General features: G+C 63.7%; 13 protein-coding genes. 10 read left to right on the top strand and 3 right to left on the bottom strand.

Annotated elements, in window-relative coordinates; translation table 11 throughout:
• Positions 1 to 8 precede the first annotated feature (8 nt).
• Both KVP70_RS05225 and KVP70_RS05220 read right to left on the bottom strand, forming a co-directional pair.
• Positions 9 to 341 carry a hypothetical protein gene (locus KVP70_RS05225; protein ID WP_008451968.1) on the bottom strand — a complete coding sequence of 111 codons (333 nt, stop codon included), beginning with the start codon at positions 339 to 341 and terminating at the stop codon, positions 9 to 11.
• A gap of 311 nt (positions 342 to 652) precedes the next feature.
• Positions 653 to 991, bottom strand: a complete 339-nt coding sequence (locus KVP70_RS05220; protein WP_217941011.1) for a hypothetical protein — start codon at positions 989 to 991, stop codon at positions 653 to 655.
• Between the two features lie 150 nt (positions 992 to 1,141).
• On the opposite strand from KVP70_RS05220, the gene KVP70_RS05215 reads away from it, so the two are divergent.
• Positions 1,142 to 2,221: a PhoH family protein gene (locus KVP70_RS05215; protein ID WP_217941010.1), complete on the top strand. Its 1,080-nt coding sequence runs from the start codon at positions 1,142 to 1,144 to the stop codon at positions 2,219 to 2,221.
• Positions 2,205 to 2,669, top strand: a complete 465-nt coding sequence (gene ybeY, locus KVP70_RS05210; protein WP_217941009.1) for an rRNA maturation RNase YbeY — start codon at positions 2,205 to 2,207, stop codon at positions 2,667 to 2,669. Before KVP70_RS05215 ends, ybeY begins: the two co-directional genes overlap by 17 nt.
• Before the next feature lie 48 nt (positions 2,670 to 2,717).
• On the opposite strand, the gene KVP70_RS05205 is transcribed toward ybeY, so the two are convergent.
• Positions 2,718 to 3,020 (bottom strand): YrhB domain-containing protein, encoded by a 303-nt coding sequence (locus KVP70_RS05205; RefSeq protein ID WP_217941008.1) that lies wholly within the window; start codon positions 3,018 to 3,020, stop codon positions 2,718 to 2,720.
• A gap of 389 nt (positions 3,021 to 3,409) precedes the next feature.
• Here KVP70_RS05205 and KVP70_RS05200 point away from each other — a divergent pair, with 389 nt between their 5' ends.
• The 8 genes from KVP70_RS05200 to KVP70_RS05165 all read left to right on the top strand — a co-directional run bounded on the left by KVP70_RS05200 (position 3,410) and on the right by KVP70_RS05165 (position 13,730).
• Positions 3,410 to 4,297, top strand: a complete 888-nt coding sequence (locus KVP70_RS05200) for a CorC family transporter (protein ID WP_217941007.1) — start codon at positions 3,410 to 3,412, stop codon at positions 4,295 to 4,297.
• Complete coding sequence (gene lnt / locus KVP70_RS05195; protein WP_217941006.1) at positions 4,297 to 5,883, top strand: apolipoprotein N-acyltransferase; 1,587 nt, start codon at positions 4,297 to 4,299, stop codon at positions 5,881 to 5,883. Before KVP70_RS05200 ends, lnt begins: the two co-directional genes overlap by 1 nt.
• A 91-nt stretch (positions 5,884 to 5,974) precedes the next feature.
• The gene (glyQ, locus tag KVP70_RS05190) at positions 5,975 to 6,880 is read left to right on the top strand and encodes a glycine--tRNA ligase subunit alpha (protein ID WP_217941005.1); all 906 of its coding nucleotides are present in this window, start codon (positions 5,975 to 5,977) and stop codon (positions 6,878 to 6,880) included.
• A gap of 14 nt (positions 6,881 to 6,894) precedes the next feature.
• A complete protein-coding gene (gene glyS, locus KVP70_RS05185; RefSeq protein WP_217941004.1) occupies positions 6,895 to 9,003 on the top strand; it encodes a glycine--tRNA ligase subunit beta in 2,109 nt (702 codons plus the stop codon).
• 15 nt (positions 9,004 to 9,018) lie between these two features.
• Positions 9,019 to 9,585, top strand: a complete 567-nt coding sequence (gene gmhB / locus KVP70_RS05180; protein WP_217941003.1) for a D-glycero-beta-D-manno-heptose 1,7-bisphosphate 7-phosphatase — start codon at positions 9,019 to 9,021, stop codon at positions 9,583 to 9,585.
• Positions 9,586 to 9,651: 66 nt separating this feature from the next.
• Positions 9,652 to 10,344 (top strand): lysophospholipid acyltransferase family protein, encoded by a 693-nt coding sequence (locus KVP70_RS05175; protein WP_373886686.1) that lies wholly within the window; start codon positions 9,652 to 9,654, stop codon positions 10,342 to 10,344.
• A 17-nt stretch (positions 10,345 to 10,361) separates the two neighbouring features.
• Positions 10,362 to 11,309 carry a M48 family metallopeptidase gene (locus KVP70_RS05170; RefSeq protein WP_217941002.1) on the top strand — a complete coding sequence of 316 codons (948 nt, stop codon included), beginning with the start codon at positions 10,362 to 10,364 and terminating at the stop codon, positions 11,307 to 11,309.
• A gap of 108 nt (positions 11,310 to 11,417) precedes the next feature.
• Entirely contained in the window at positions 11,418 to 13,730 is a 2,313-nt protein-coding gene (locus KVP70_RS05165) for a hypothetical protein (RefSeq protein ID WP_217941001.1), read from the top strand.
• Positions 13,731 to 13,735: the final 5 nt, after the last annotated feature.

The following is a 13,735-nucleotide window of genomic DNA, read 5'->3' as shown; positions in this document are numbered from 1 at the left end:
CGGGCGCATTAGTGACGCGCGTAGTTTCCGGCCTCGGCCTTTTCGGTACGCTCTTCTGGCTTTGGACGGCCCTGGGCGTCGGACAGGCGGTACTTGGTGCGGCGGTCGCCCATCAGGTCGCGCAGGTCGCGGATGCTCATGCCGGTCACTTCGTGCATGCGGATCAGCAGCGAGGCGCCGACCGGCAAGCGGTGGTGGCGGATCTTGCTGATGACCGGCGGCGCGACTTCCAGCAGGCGCGACAGCGCGGCGTCGTTTTTCAATTGCATCTTGCCGAGCAAGATGTCCAGGAGATGGTTGGGATTGTAGCTTTCCTGGGAAGCAAGTGCGTGATGTGCCATGGTGTTCCTCGTTGGTTGGGTGAATGAAGTGTGCAGGCCTGAACTTAAGGACAACTTAGATTCCTTAGCCTAAGTTTTCCGGCCCTGCTGATTGCCTTTCGTGCAAGATTATTCTATGCTCAAAAGGGCCTGTTCCTACCGCTGTCCGTCGAGCGAAGATTGTTCGACATCAATCGCTGGCTAGAAACCTTAGCAACAATGCTATTTCATCACATGGGGCTGGAGGGTGTCGCACGCAAGAACTTGTAGGAAACTGTTACACAACGCAAGTTCATCTTTACAGGCGGGGGCGGAGCTCAGGCGGGGCTCAATCAGGCGGTGGTGTCGATGTGGCGGCCCAGGGTTTTCTCGCTCTGGCGGCGATCCTGTTCGGCGTGTTTGTCGGCGGCCTGGGCGGCGCGGCGCTGCAGCGCGGTGGCGGCGTCATTGGCCTGGGCGCGGCTGCGCTGGGTGTCGGTATTTTTTTCCACGCGGGTCTGCACCGCGCGTTCGGCGCCATTGCTGCGCTGCTCGCGCTCAACACTCTCGGCCGAGCTGGCCTGCTGGGCGCGCTGCTGCTCGCGGTTGGCGCGGGTTTCGCGCTGGTTGGCCGCCTGCACGCTGTCGAGCGGGGTGCTGATGCGCGAGGACGAGATCGCATTGGCTGCCATGAAACCCTCCACTGGAAATTGCCGGCAGGCTACTCTTTCACTGTAGAAGCCCGGGTGCCTGAAATCAAGGCCTATCGCATCTGGCGGCGGAAAATTACGTTAAACTATCGCCTGTGCCGGCACTGCCGGCCTCTCTCATAAAGCATCCCATTGAAAACCAAAACACCAGTCCAGCCGCACTACTTTGTTCCGGAACCGCTCGATAACGCGCGTCTGGCCCATCTGTGCGGCCCCCTCGACGAAAACCTGCGCCAGATTTCCGCCGCGCTGGACGTCACCATCTTCCGTCGCGGCGAGAAGTTCATCGTCAGCGGCCACAACGCCGAACGGGCGGTGCAGATCCTCGAACAGTTCTACGCGGTCGCCAACAAGATCGTGCCGATCGAAGAAGTGCAGCTGGCCCTGGTCGAGCAGCGCGCCGGCCTGGCGGTGGCCAACGCCGCCATCGCCGCCGCCTCGGCGCCGGACCAGCCGCGCGTGGTCGAGGCGCCGTTCGTCGAGCCCGACATCAACAGCCCCATCCTCAAGACCCGCCGCGCCGACCTGCGCGGTCGCACGCCGCACCAGATCCGCTACCTGCGCAACATCCTGGAGCACGACATCAGCTTCGGCGTCGGCCCGGCCGGCACCGGCAAGACCTACCTGGCGGTGGCCTGCGCGGTCGACGCGCTGGAACGCGACGCCGTCAAGCGCATCATCCTGACCCGTCCCGCGGTCGAGGCGGGCGAACGCCTGGGCTTCCTGCCGGGCGACCTGGCGCAGAAGGTCGATCCCTACCTGCGCCCGCTGTACGACGCGCTGTACGACCTGCTGGGTTTTGACCGCACGCAGAAAATGTTCGAGAAGCAGGTGATCGAGGTCGCGCCGCTGGCCTATATGCGCGGGCGCACCCTGAACCACGCCTTCGTCATCCTGGACGAGGCGCAGAACACCACCGTCGAGCAGATGAAGATGTTCCTGACCCGCATCGGCTTCGGCAGCAAGGCCGTGATCACCGGCGACGTCACCCAGGTCGACCTGCACAAGAGCCAGAAAAGCGGCCTGGTCGACGCGGTCCAGGTGCTGAAGGAGGTGCGCGGCATCGCCTTCAGCCACTTCAACAGCGAGGACGTGGTGCGCCACCCGCTGGTGGCGCGCATCGTCGACGCCTACGAAACGGCGCACAACCACGAAGCGGAAATCGCTCCCCTCCTCAAAGCCACAGCCCTCAAAAATGTCCGTAAAAAATAAACTGTCGCTGTCGGTGCAATACCCCGACGCCCGCCTGCAGGAAAGCATCACCCGTCCGAAGATCCGCCGCTGGGTGCAGGCCGCGCTGTTCGCGCCAGCCGAGCTGACGATACGCTTCGTCGACGCCGAGGAAGGGCGCACCCTGAACCGCGACTACCGCGAGAAGGACTACGCCACCAACGTGCTGACCTTCGCCTACAACGAAGGCGAAGAACTCCCGGACGACGCGCCGACCCAGGCCGACATCATCCTCTGCACCGACGTGCTGGAGCGGGAGGCGGCTGAGCAGAAAAAAACCGTTGAAGAACACGCCGCCCACCTGATCGTCCACGGCGTGCTGCACGCGCAGGGCTACGACCACATGGACGACGAGGAAGCGGCCGAGATGGAAGGCATCGAAACGGAAATCCTGGCCGGCCTCGGCTACGCCGATCCCTACGCCGACTGAACGCTGGCTGCGCGGACCGGCCGACGAGGCCAAATAAGTGCTATCGCTTCATGCCACCCAGCCAGTTTCCTCATGCGGTATCTGGATCACAGCTTCCTGCCATGACACGGAGCTCGGCAGCACAGCAATGCGCCCATCACGCAGAACCAGCAAGGGACCGTTGCCTGCCAACGCAGACAACGGATTCCGGGTACGCACATAATCCGCCGAGTTATAGAAAAACACCCAGCCTTGCTCGATCTCCTGGGTTTCTTCGCAAAGAATTTCAAACTCATCACCGCAAGCCGCCCCGAGCTCACGGACTTTCACCTCCGCGATGTTCAAGGCGCTGCTCTCATTAATCGAGCTCATTAATTTGTCCTCAAAAATCGGAAGTGAGTGTAGCCATCCAGTGCTGCCGCATGTCCCGTTTGGCCATCAAGGAAACGAAGCACACCCTTTTGATTGACGACATTAAAGACTACAATTAACGCAGTTCTTAGTACCGCCAACTGTGTTTACCCCGCGAATCGATCCCGCAGTCAGGTCCAAGTATAGCGCTACACCTTGACCAAGGGTGCCGTCGAAAACGCTCATCACGGATCGGATCCTAACGAATAATCCGTACAGCATGAGCCTGGAAAATTTTCGGATATTGACATCGCCCAAAAGCACAATCCTGCTGTCTTTTTGACAAAAACGGCTCCGCCTCCCCATTTGGTGTATCCTATACCCCTTCGTAACAACGGCTCACGCCTCCTATGCAAGAGCACTCTAGTAGTGGCGTCAAGACTGACGCCAAACCCCATCGGTCACTGTTTGAACGCCTGACCGCACTGATATCCCCCGAGCCAGAGAACCGCGCGGAACTGCTCGAAGTTCTGCATGACGCCCACGAACGCAACCTGATCGACGCCGACGCCCTGTCGATGATCGAAGGCGTGTTCCAGGTGTCGGATCTGTCCGCCCGCGACATCATGATTCCCCGCTCGCAGATGGACGTCATCGACATCTCCAAGCCGATCGAGGAATGGATGCCGCAAGTGCTGGCCACCGCCCACTCGCGCTTCCCCGCCATCGAAGGCGAGCGCGACAAGGTGATCGGCATCCTGCTGGCGAAAGACCTGCTGCGCTACTACGCCGAGGAATCGTTCGACGTGCGCGACATGCTGCGCCCCGCCATCTTCATCCCCGAATCGAAACGCCTGAATGTGCTGCTGCGCGACTTCCGCGCCAACCACAATCACATGGCCATCGTGGTGGACGAATACAGCGGCGTGGCAGGCCTGATCACCATCGAGGACGTGCTCGAGCAGATCGTCGGCGACATCGAGGACGAATACGATTTCGACGAGGAAGAGGACAACATCCTGTCGATCAAGGAAGGCGTGCACGGCCCGCGCTGGCGCATCAAGGCGCTGACCGAGATCGAACAATTCAACGAGGAACTCGACACCGCGCTGCCGGACGACGACGTCGACACCATCGGCGGCCTGGTCGCCAAGCACCTGGCGCGCATGCCGCACAAGGGCGACGTGTTCGACATGGAAGGCTTGCGCTTCGAAGTGCTGCGCGCCGACGCCCGCCAGATCCACGTGCTGCTGGTGGAGAAACTGCCGGCCGCCGCTGAAGCGGGCGACGACGCATAATGCGTTTTCGCCGCGCCAACCCGAACGATCCCCCCAAGCCGCAACGCTCCACCCGTGGCCGCATGGCCATCACCGCCGTGGCCGGCGCCTTGTGCGTGTTCGCCTTCGCGCCGTTCGGCTGGTGGCCGCTGGAGATCCTCGGCCTGGCCACCTTGTTCTACCAGGTGCTGCGCAGCAGCGACGTCAAGGCCGCCGGCCTGATCGGCTGGGCCTTCGGCTTCGGCTGGACCGCCGCCGGCACCCACTGGCTCTACGTTTCCCTGCACACCTACGGCGCCATGCCGGCGCCGCTGGCGGCCGCCGCCGTGCTGCTGCTGGCCTGGGGCATGGGCTTCTACGTGGCGCTGGCGATGGGCGGCGCGGCCTGGCTGCGCAAGCGCTGGGCGCTGCCGCTGCCGGCCGCCAACCTGCTGGTGCTGCCGGCCATGTGGTCGCTGTTCGAATGGCTGCGGGGCTGGCTGTTCACGGGTTTCCCTTGGCTGTCGGCCGGCTACGCCCACAACCACAGTCCGCTGGCCGGCTACGCGCCGCTGATCGGCATGTACGGCCTGGGCTGGCTGGCGGCGGTAATCGCCGGCGCCATGCTGTTGCTGCTGCACCGCAGCCGCCTGCGCGCGGCCGGGCTGATCGTCGCCATCTCGGTGGCCGGCGTCGCCCTGGGCCTGCTGCACTGGACCTACCCGGAAGGCAAGCCGATCTCGGTGCGCCTGCTGCAGGGGAATATTCCGCAGGATGAAAAATTCAACGGTTCGCGCGTGATGTCGGCGCTCAAGCTGTACCAGGACGCCATCACGGCCGCCCCGGCCGACCTGATCGCCACGCCGGAGACGGCCATCGTCATGTTGCCGCAGCAGCTGCCGCCGGACTACCTGCCCGGCATCGCCCAGTTCCTGAACAAGACCAACAGCAACCTGATCCTGGGCATCCCGCTGGCCGACAGCCAGACCGCCTACTTCAACAGCGTGATCGGCATTTCTGGCCACCTGGGCTCCGACTCAGCGGGTGCCAGCTACTACCGCTACGACAAGCACCACCTGGTGCCGTATGGCGAATTCATTCCGCTCGGCTTCCGCTGGTTCGTCAACCTGATGTCGATCCCGCTGGGCGACCAGACCAGCGGCCGCGACATCCAGCCCGCGTTCACGATCAAGGACCAGCGCGTGCTGCCGAACATTTGCTACGAAGACTTGTTCGGCGAAGAGATCGCCGGCCAGCTGAACAATCCGGCGCAGGGCCAGAAAGCGGCCACCATGCTGCTCAATGTGTCGAACCTGGCCTGGTTTGGCGACACCATCGCCATTCCCCAGCATTTGCAGATCTCGCAGATGCGCACGCTGGAGACCGGCCGCCCGATGCTGCGGGCGACCAACACCGGCGCCACCGCCATCATCAATGGCGAAGGCAAGGTGGTCCAGCAGCTGCCCGTGAACACCTACGGCGCGCTGGCGGCCTCGGTGCAGGGCATGAGCGGCAGCACCCCGTACATCCTGTGGGGAAACAAGCTGTTCCTGGCGTTGGCCGCGCTGTCGCTAACCGGCGCCTGGTTTTGGGCCCGGCGCGCAAAAAACCAGGCCAAAGCCGCTTAATCTCTACAGGCTCCCTGTAAAACCCGCTAAAATTGCCGCTTTAGCGAAACTGCAACCGCGCGCCCATGGGCTGCGCCACCGACTACACAAGATGCTGACATTTCAACAAATTATCCTGACCTTGCAAACCTACTGGGACAAGCAAGGCTGCGCCCTGCTCCAGCCCTACGACATGGAAGTCGGCGCCGGCACCTTCCATACCGGCACCTTCCTGCGCGCGATCGGCCCGGAGCCTTGGCGCGCGGCCTACGTGCAGCCGTCGCGCCGCCCGAAGGACGGCCGCTACGGCGAGAACCCCAACCGCGGCCAGCACTACTACCAGTACCAGGTGGTGATGAAGCCGGCCCCGGAAAACATCCTGGACCTGTACCTCGGTTCGCTGGAAGCGCTGGGCCTGGACCTGAAGCAGAACGATGTCCGCTTCGTCGAGGACGACTGGGAATCGCCTACCCTGGGCGCCTGGGGCCTCGGTTGGGAAGTCTGGCTGAACGGCATGGAAGTGACGCAGTTCACCTACTTCCAGCAAGTCGGCGGCCTCGATTGCAAGCCGGTGCTGGGCGAGATCACCTACGGCATCGAACGCCTGGCGATGTACCTGCAGGGCGTCGAGAATATGTACGACCTGGTGTGGACCACCTGGGAAGAAAATGGCGAGACCAAGACGCTGAAGTACGGCGACGTCTTCCACCAGAATGAGGTGGAGCAGTCGGCCTACAACTTCGAGCACTCGAACACCGAGCTGCTGTTCGCCCAGTTCAACAACCACGAATCGGAAGCCAAGCGCCTGATCGAGCTGCAACTGACCCTGCCTGCGTATGAGCAGATCATGAAGGCTTCGCACAGCTTCAACCTGCTGGACGCGCGCGGCGCCATCTCCGTGACCGAACGCGCCGCCTACATCGGCCGCGTGCGCGCCCTGTCGCGCCTGGTCGCGCAAGCCTACTACGATTCGCGTGAACGCCTGGGCTTCCCTATGGCTCCCGCCGCCGCTGAATAAACTGTATAAATAATATGACTCAAACTCTGCTCATCGAACTGCTGACCGAAGAACTGCCGCCGAAGGCGCTCGCCAAACTGGGCAAGGCTTTCGCGGACGGCATCGTCAACGGCCTGAAATCGCGCGACTTCCTGGAAGCCGACAGCGTCGCCACCCCGTACGCCTCGCCGCGCCGCCTGGCCGTCTCCATCACCAAGGTGCGCGCCACCTCGCCGGACAAAGCTATCCGCGAAAAAGTGCTGCCGGTGTCGGTGGCGCTGGACGCCGCCGGCAACGGCACGCCGCCGCTGGCCAAGAAACTGGCCGCGCTGGGCTTCCCCAACCTGACCGTGGCCGACCTGGAACGCGCGCAGGACGGCAAGGCCGAAAGCTTCTTCTACACCTACACCGCGGCCGGCAGCGCGCTGCAATCGGGCCTGCAAACGGCGCTGGAAGAATCGGTCGCCAAGCTGCCGATTCCTAAAGTGATGAGCTACCAGCGTCCCGACGGCGCCACCGTGCAGTTCGTGCGTCCGGCCCACAGCCTGATCGCGCTGCATGGCGCCACCGTGCTGCCATTGACCCTGCTGGGCCTGACCGCCTCGAACGTCAGCGAAGGCCACCGCTTCCTGACCGCGCCGGGCCAGCGCATGATCACCATCGTCAGCGCCGACAGCTACGCCGCCACCCTGGCGAGCGAAGGCAAGGTACTGGCCGGCGTCGAAGACCGCAAGGAGAAAATCCGCGCCGAGCTGCTGGCCAAGGCCGGCGCCGACCAGGTGCTGATGCCTGAAGCGCTGCTCGATGAAGTGGCCGCGCTGGTCGAATGGCCGGTGGTCTACGAGTGCAAGTTCGAGGAAGAGTTCCTGGCCGTACCGCAGGAATGCCTGATCCTGACCATGCAGACCAACCAGAAATACTTCGCGCTGACCGACGCCAACGGCAAGCTGCGTTCGCGCTTCCTGATCGTCTCCAACATCGCCACCGACACGCCGACCGCCATCATCGACGGCAACGAGCGCGTGGTGCGTCCGCGCCTGTCCGACGCCAAGTTCTTCTTCGAGCAGGACAAGAAGAAGACGCTGGAATCGCGCCTGCCGCTGCTGGAAAAAATCGTCTACCACAACAAGCTGGGCACGCAGGCCGCACGCGGCGAACGCGTGGCCGCGCTGGCCGCGTTCATCGCCGGTGCTATCGGCGGCGACGCCGCGCTGGCCGCCCGCGCCGCCAAACTGTCGAAGGCCGACCTGGTCACCGAGATGGTCGGCGAGTTCCCTGAGCTGCAAGGCATCATGGGCACCTACTACGCCCGCAACGACGGCGAGCCGGAAGATGTGGCGCTGGCCGCGTCCGAGCACTACCAGCCGCGCTTCGCCGGCGACGCCCTGCCGTCGACCGTCACCGGCACCGCCGTGGCGCTGGCCGACAAGCTGGAAACCCTGGTCGGCATCTGGGCCATCGGCCTGGCGCCGACCGGCGACAAGGACCCGTTCGCGCTGCGTCGCCACGCGCTCGGCGTGCTGCGCATGCTGATCGAAAAGCGCCTGCCGCTGGCTATCTCCGGCCTGCTGTCGCATGCCGCGCAGCTGTTCGCCTCCGTGGCCGGCTTCAAGGACCCGAGCGCCGACGTCTACACCTTCATGATCGACCGTCTGCGCGGCATCCTGCGCGAGCGCGGCTTCTCGCCGAACGAGATCGAAGCCGTCGTGGCCCAGAACCCGGACCGCCTGGACGACATCGTGCAGCGCCTGGAGGCCGTGCAGGCCTTCGCCGCGCTGCCGGAATCGGCCTCGCTGGCCGCCGCCAACAAGCGCATCACCAACATCCTGAAGAAGAACGAGGAAGCGCTGGCCGCCGCCGGCAACACCGGCGTCAACGTCGCGCTGCTGCAGGACGCCGCCGAGAAGAACCTCAACGCCGCCGTGGTGCGCGTGCTGCCGGAAATCGACGCCGCCTTCAACCAGGGCGACTTCGCCGGCACGCTCAAGACGCTGGCGCAGCTGCGCGAGGAAGTCGACGCCTTCTTCAACGACGTGATGGTGATGGCCGAGGATGTCGCCCTGCGCAACAACCGCCTGGCCTTGCTGTCTTCGCTGCACGGCATGATGAACCGCGTGGCCGACATTTCGAAGCTGGCGGCCTAAATGGGTGGGCCGTCCATGAAACTGATCATCCTCGATCGCGACGGCGTCATCAACCACGATTCGCCGGACTTCATCAAGTCGCCGGCCGAGTGGATTCCGGTCCCCGGCTCGCTCGAAGCGATCGCCCGCCTGAACCAGGCGGGTTATCGGGTGGTCGTGGCGTCGAACCAGTCGGGCATCGCCCGCGAGTTCTTCGACATGTCCATCCTGAACGCGATCCACCAGAAGATGCACAATCTGGCGCAGCAAGTGGGCGCCAGCATCGACGCCATCTTCTTCTGCCCGCACGCCGCGGCCGACAGCTGCGATTGCCGCAAGCCCAAGCCGGGCATGTTCACGGAAATCTCGCAGCGCTATAAAATCAGCCTGAAAGGCGTGCCGACCGTCGGCGATTCGCTGCGCGACCTGCAGGCCGGCTATGTCAGCGGCTGCGTGCCTTACCTGGTCCTGACCGGCAAGGGCGAGAAAACCCAGGCCACGGGTGGCCTGCCACCGGGCACCATGGTCTTCCCCGACCTGGCCGCGATGGTCAATCACCTGCTGAAAACCAGCGCCCCGCCGGCGCTGCACGTCGTTAGCTAAACAGTTTTGGAGTCTGCATTGGGTCATCCCGTCTTGTTTCTGCGTTCCCTGATTTTCACCATCGTCATGGTGGTATCGACCATCGTCTGGGCCTGCGTATGCTTCCTGGCCGCGCCGCTGCCGTACAACAAACGCTTCTTCGTCACCGCGCGCTGGAACGTGTTCATGATCTGGTGCCTCAAGGTCATCTGCGGCATCCGCTACGAAATCAAGGGCGCCGAGAACTTCCCGGACGCGCCGGCCATCGTGCTGTCGAAGCACCAGTCGGCATGGGAGACCATCTTCCTGCTGCCTAACATGCCACGTCCGCTGGTGTTCGTGTTCAAGAAGGAGATCCTCTACATTCCCTTCTTCGGCTGGGCGATGGCGCTGCTGCGCATGATCCCGATCGACCGCAAACAGGGCAAGAACGCCTTCATGGACGTGGTCCGCCACGGCAAGCGCCGCCTGGCCGACGGCCAGTGGATCATCATGTTCCCGGAAGGCACCCGCATCCCGGTCGGCAAGGCGGGCAAGTACAAGAGCGGCGGCACGCGCCTGGCGATCGAGACCGGCGCGGTGGTTGTACCGATCGCGCACAACTCCGGCGAGTGCTGGCCAAAAAATTCTTTCATCAAGCGGCCCGGCCTTGTTACAGTATCGATAGGCAAACCGATTTCGCCGGAAGGCCAGACCCCGGACAGCATGATGCAACAGGTGGAAAATTGGATAGAATCAGAAATGCGCGTCATTTCGCCCCACGCCTACAACGCTGGCTAGATGATCTAGCCACGCTGGTGAAGCCGGCGTCGCCGAAAGACGACGCCAACCAACTGGACCTGTTTGGACGGGAGGCGCAGTCGTCTCTCAAGCCGGTGTACACCGCACCGGTATGGTCGATTCCGACCTCGCCCACCTCGAATACCCCTCCTCCCGTTTCGCCCTACGTGGCGCCGCCGCAGACCGCCGTGCCGGTCAAGCCGCGCGTGCAGGCGCCGCCGCCGTCGGACCAGCTGCCCAAGCGCCAGCTGATGGTGGGCGACTTCGTGCTGGAATATTCGCTGCGCCGTTCGACCCGGCGCTCGATCGGCTTCATGATCGACGACGAGGGCCTGCGCGTGACCGCGCCCAAGCGCATCAGCATCGCCGAAATCGACAACGCCATCCGCACCAAGCAGCACTGGATACTGAGCAAGCTGAAAGAACGCCGCGAACGCCGCGCCGCGCGCCTGGAGAAGCCGCCGGTGGAATGGGTGGACGGCGCGCAGCTGCCCTACCTGGGCGCCGACATCACGCTGCGCCTGCTGGTGGGCGGCCGCAATCGCAGCAGCTACAACCCGGCCACGCGCGAGCTGTCGATGGTGCTGGTGCCCGGCGCCACCGAGACGCTGCTCAAGGAGCGGGTCAAGTCCTGGTACCAACAGGAAGCCAAGCTGCTGTTCGAGCAGCGGCTGGACGTGTTTGCGCAGCGGCTGGGGGTGCGCTATCACTCGTTCGGCCTGTCGTCGGCCGGCACGCGCTGGGGCTCGTGCACGGTGGACCGCAAGATCCGCCTGAACTGGAAGCTGATCCACTTCTCGCAGCCGCTGATCGACTACGTGATCGCCCACGAACTGTCGCACATCCTGGAGATGAACCACAGCGCGCAGTTCTGGAACACGGTGGGCCTGATCTACCCCGAATACGAGGAAGCCAAGAACCTGCTGCGCAAGCGCGCGCAGGAGTTGCCGGTGCTGTTCGCCTAGCATGCGGCCGGCCGCGCCGGCTGACTATGACTTTATTTACCACGGACAACTAGTTGCATAGGTTATAATTGATAGTAGGAAAACTATTATTTAACTATTGCAATGAATTTGACAAAACTCGCCCTCGCCTGCGCACTCGCTTCCACCTTGGCCGCCTGCGGTGGCGGCGGTGGCGGCAACACCTCGGCTCCCGATGCCGGTCCGGTAGTCGCGCAGTCCCGCACCATCAGCGGCGTCGCCGCCAATGGTCTCATCAAGGACGGCATCGTCAGCGTGTATGCCTACGATGCCGGCGGCAACCGCTCCGCGGCGCCGGTCGCCACTGCCCGCACCTCGAAAACCGACGGCAGCTATTCGGTCAACCTGGGCAACCGCACCGGCTTGTTCACCGTGGAAGTGGGCGCCGACGCCGGCACCACCATGGAAGACGAGTACAGCGGCGCGATCACCATGCCCGCCACGATGACGATGCGCGGCCTGGTCCAACTCGACGGCGGCAACACCAGCGCGACCAGCCACGTGACGCCGTTCACCGACATGCTGGTGACCGCGGCGATGAGCGCCGGCACGGCAAACAGCCTGACCACGGCAAACGTGGCGTCGGCGCAGACCGAAGTCACCAAGATTCTCGGCTTCAATCCGCTGACGACCAAGCCGCTCAACGCCAATAGCGACGCCGCCGCCAGCACCACCGATACGTCGGAAAAATTGCAGTCCCTGGCGTTGGCAGCGATCTCGCAGATCGCCCACGCCAGCGGCATGGGTTGCGCCGGTACTCCGGGTGAAAAGGTCAAGTGCGCAGTGAACGCAACGACCGGCACGGCCAGGATGAAAGACGGGGCAGTCAGCATCGGCGGCGGCGCCAAGACCGCCCTGCTCGCCGCGCTGACCGCAGTGGCCAACGACGCCACCGTCAACAAGACCACCATGAAAACGCTGGATGGCCAACGGCTGTTCTCCGACGTGCCCGTCAACACCCCGGCGCCGACGCCAACGCCAACGCCAGCCACCCCGGTGGCCGACACGAAAGCCCTGTTCGCCAGCTTGCGCACCAACCTGCAAGCCTGGTCCGACGCCAGCCAGGACGGTGGCGGCCTGCGCAACAGCCTGAACGCGTTGAAGGCCGATTTCGATACCGCCTTGTCGCCGCTGGACCAGAACCTGGCCGACTGGATCGTTGTCTCCTCCAGCGGCATCAAGCTCTACGACGACTTCATCCAGAAGAAATCCACGGCCTTCAGCGTCAAGGACGGCCACCCATGGGCGCCGCTGGGTTCGTGCACGCTGTACAAGGATGCGGCGGCGACCGTCGCCATCACCAGCCGCGACGTAACGTCGGTAACGCCGAAGAGCGTCTCCTGCACGATGAGCGATGCCATCGTCGCAGGATCGGAACGCAAATCGGCGTCGAGCGGCCTGTATACCCGCGTAGTGATCGGGAAAAGCATCACGCTGGCGCCGGCCGCCAGCGGCAGCTTCGCCTACACCACCCAGACGCAGCGCTTCTCGCAGGAGTATCGGAAGGATCAGTATGGCCTGTACGACTTCCGCAACCTGAGCGGCCAGACGCCCATCGGCAGCGCAGCGCGCGGCACCATCGGCTACAAGATGAACGGCGATCTGGTCGCCACCGCGCTGATCGACGGCACCATGCCGGCGCGCACCGACGCCGTTGGCGCCGTGCTCACCGACTATGAAACCTGGCATATCAAGGCGGCCACCACGGCGGAAGCGGAAGGCATCACCAACTATGCGTTCTCCGGCACCGTCAGCGCGGTCAAGAACGGCACAGCGCTGGGCACCGTCAAACTTGCCGACACCTCCTTCGTCCGCGCTGTCGTCAGCGGCGACAGCTACCGCGTCCTCGAAGGCAAGCTGGCCATCGACGTCGCAACGGCCAACAGCACCGTCAGCGGCATCCTGTCCCTGAGCAAATTCGATACCGACAAATACGGCAATCGCTACCAGCCAAACTACGCGCAGTTCACCGGCAGCTTCACCAACAGCCGCGCGGAGAGCTTCAACGGCGTCATCACGGTCGCAGTGGCGAACCACAAGAACTACGATAGCGCGGCGCCGCTGTCGGCGAGCAACTTCATCCTTGCCAACGTTTCGTTCAAAGGCAGCCTGAAGATCGTCAGCCGCCCCGCGCTGGCCGTCACGTTTGCCGGCCGTACCACCGGCTACAACTCCGCCGAATACAATGGCAGCTACAACGACGGCGCCAACGTCATCGCGTTCGAGGGCAACAGCGCCCCGCCTGGAACGGTCCGTATCGCCAGCGCCACGGGTGTCACGGTCACGCTGGTGGACGGCGCCAAGTACATCGACGTCTACAAGAACAACAGCAAGACTGCGCTGATCAATACCAGCACCGGGATGATCAACTACATCGACGGCAGCTTCGAGACGCTGAACTGATCCAT

This window comes from Duganella violaceipulchra, from assembly GCF_019166075.1.
Taxonomy (GTDB): Bacteria; Pseudomonadota; Gammaproteobacteria; order Burkholderiales; family Burkholderiaceae_D; genus Rugamonas; species Rugamonas violaceipulchra.
This window is presented reverse-complemented; position numbering and strand designations above follow the sequence as displayed.

Excerpts from the sequence above, each read along its gene's own strand:
- KVP70_RS05225 (WP_008451968.1), bottom strand. The coding sequence starts at position 341 with ATGGCACATCACGCACTTGCTTCCCAGGAAAGCTACAATCCCAACCAT.
- KVP70_RS05205 (WP_217941008.1), bottom strand. The coding sequence starts at position 3,020 with ATGAGCTCGATTAATGAGAGCAGCGCCTTGAACATCGCGGAGGTGAAA.
- KVP70_RS05220 (WP_217941011.1), bottom strand. The coding sequence starts at position 991 with ATGGCAGCCAATGCGATCTCGTCCTCGCGCATCAGCACCCCGCTCGAC.
- glyS (WP_217941004.1), top strand. The coding sequence starts at position 6,895 with ATGACTCAAACTCTGCTCATCGAACTGCTGACCGAAGAACTGCCGCCG.
- KVP70_RS05200 (WP_217941007.1), top strand. The coding sequence starts at position 3,410 with ATGCAAGAGCACTCTAGTAGTGGCGTCAAGACTGACGCCAAACCCCAT.
- glyQ (WP_217941005.1), top strand. The coding sequence starts at position 5,975 with ATGCTGACATTTCAACAAATTATCCTGACCTTGCAAACCTACTGGGAC.
- lnt (WP_217941006.1), top strand. The coding sequence starts at position 4,297 with ATGCGTTTTCGCCGCGCCAACCCGAACGATCCCCCCAAGCCGCAACGC.
- KVP70_RS05175 (WP_373886686.1), top strand. The coding sequence starts at position 9,652 with ATGGTGGTATCGACCATCGTCTGGGCCTGCGTATGCTTCCTGGCCGCG.
- gmhB (WP_217941003.1), top strand. The coding sequence starts at position 9,019 with ATGAAACTGATCATCCTCGATCGCGACGGCGTCATCAACCACGATTCG.
- ybeY (WP_217941009.1), top strand. The coding sequence starts at position 2,205 with ATGTCCGTAAAAAATAAACTGTCGCTGTCGGTGCAATACCCCGACGCC.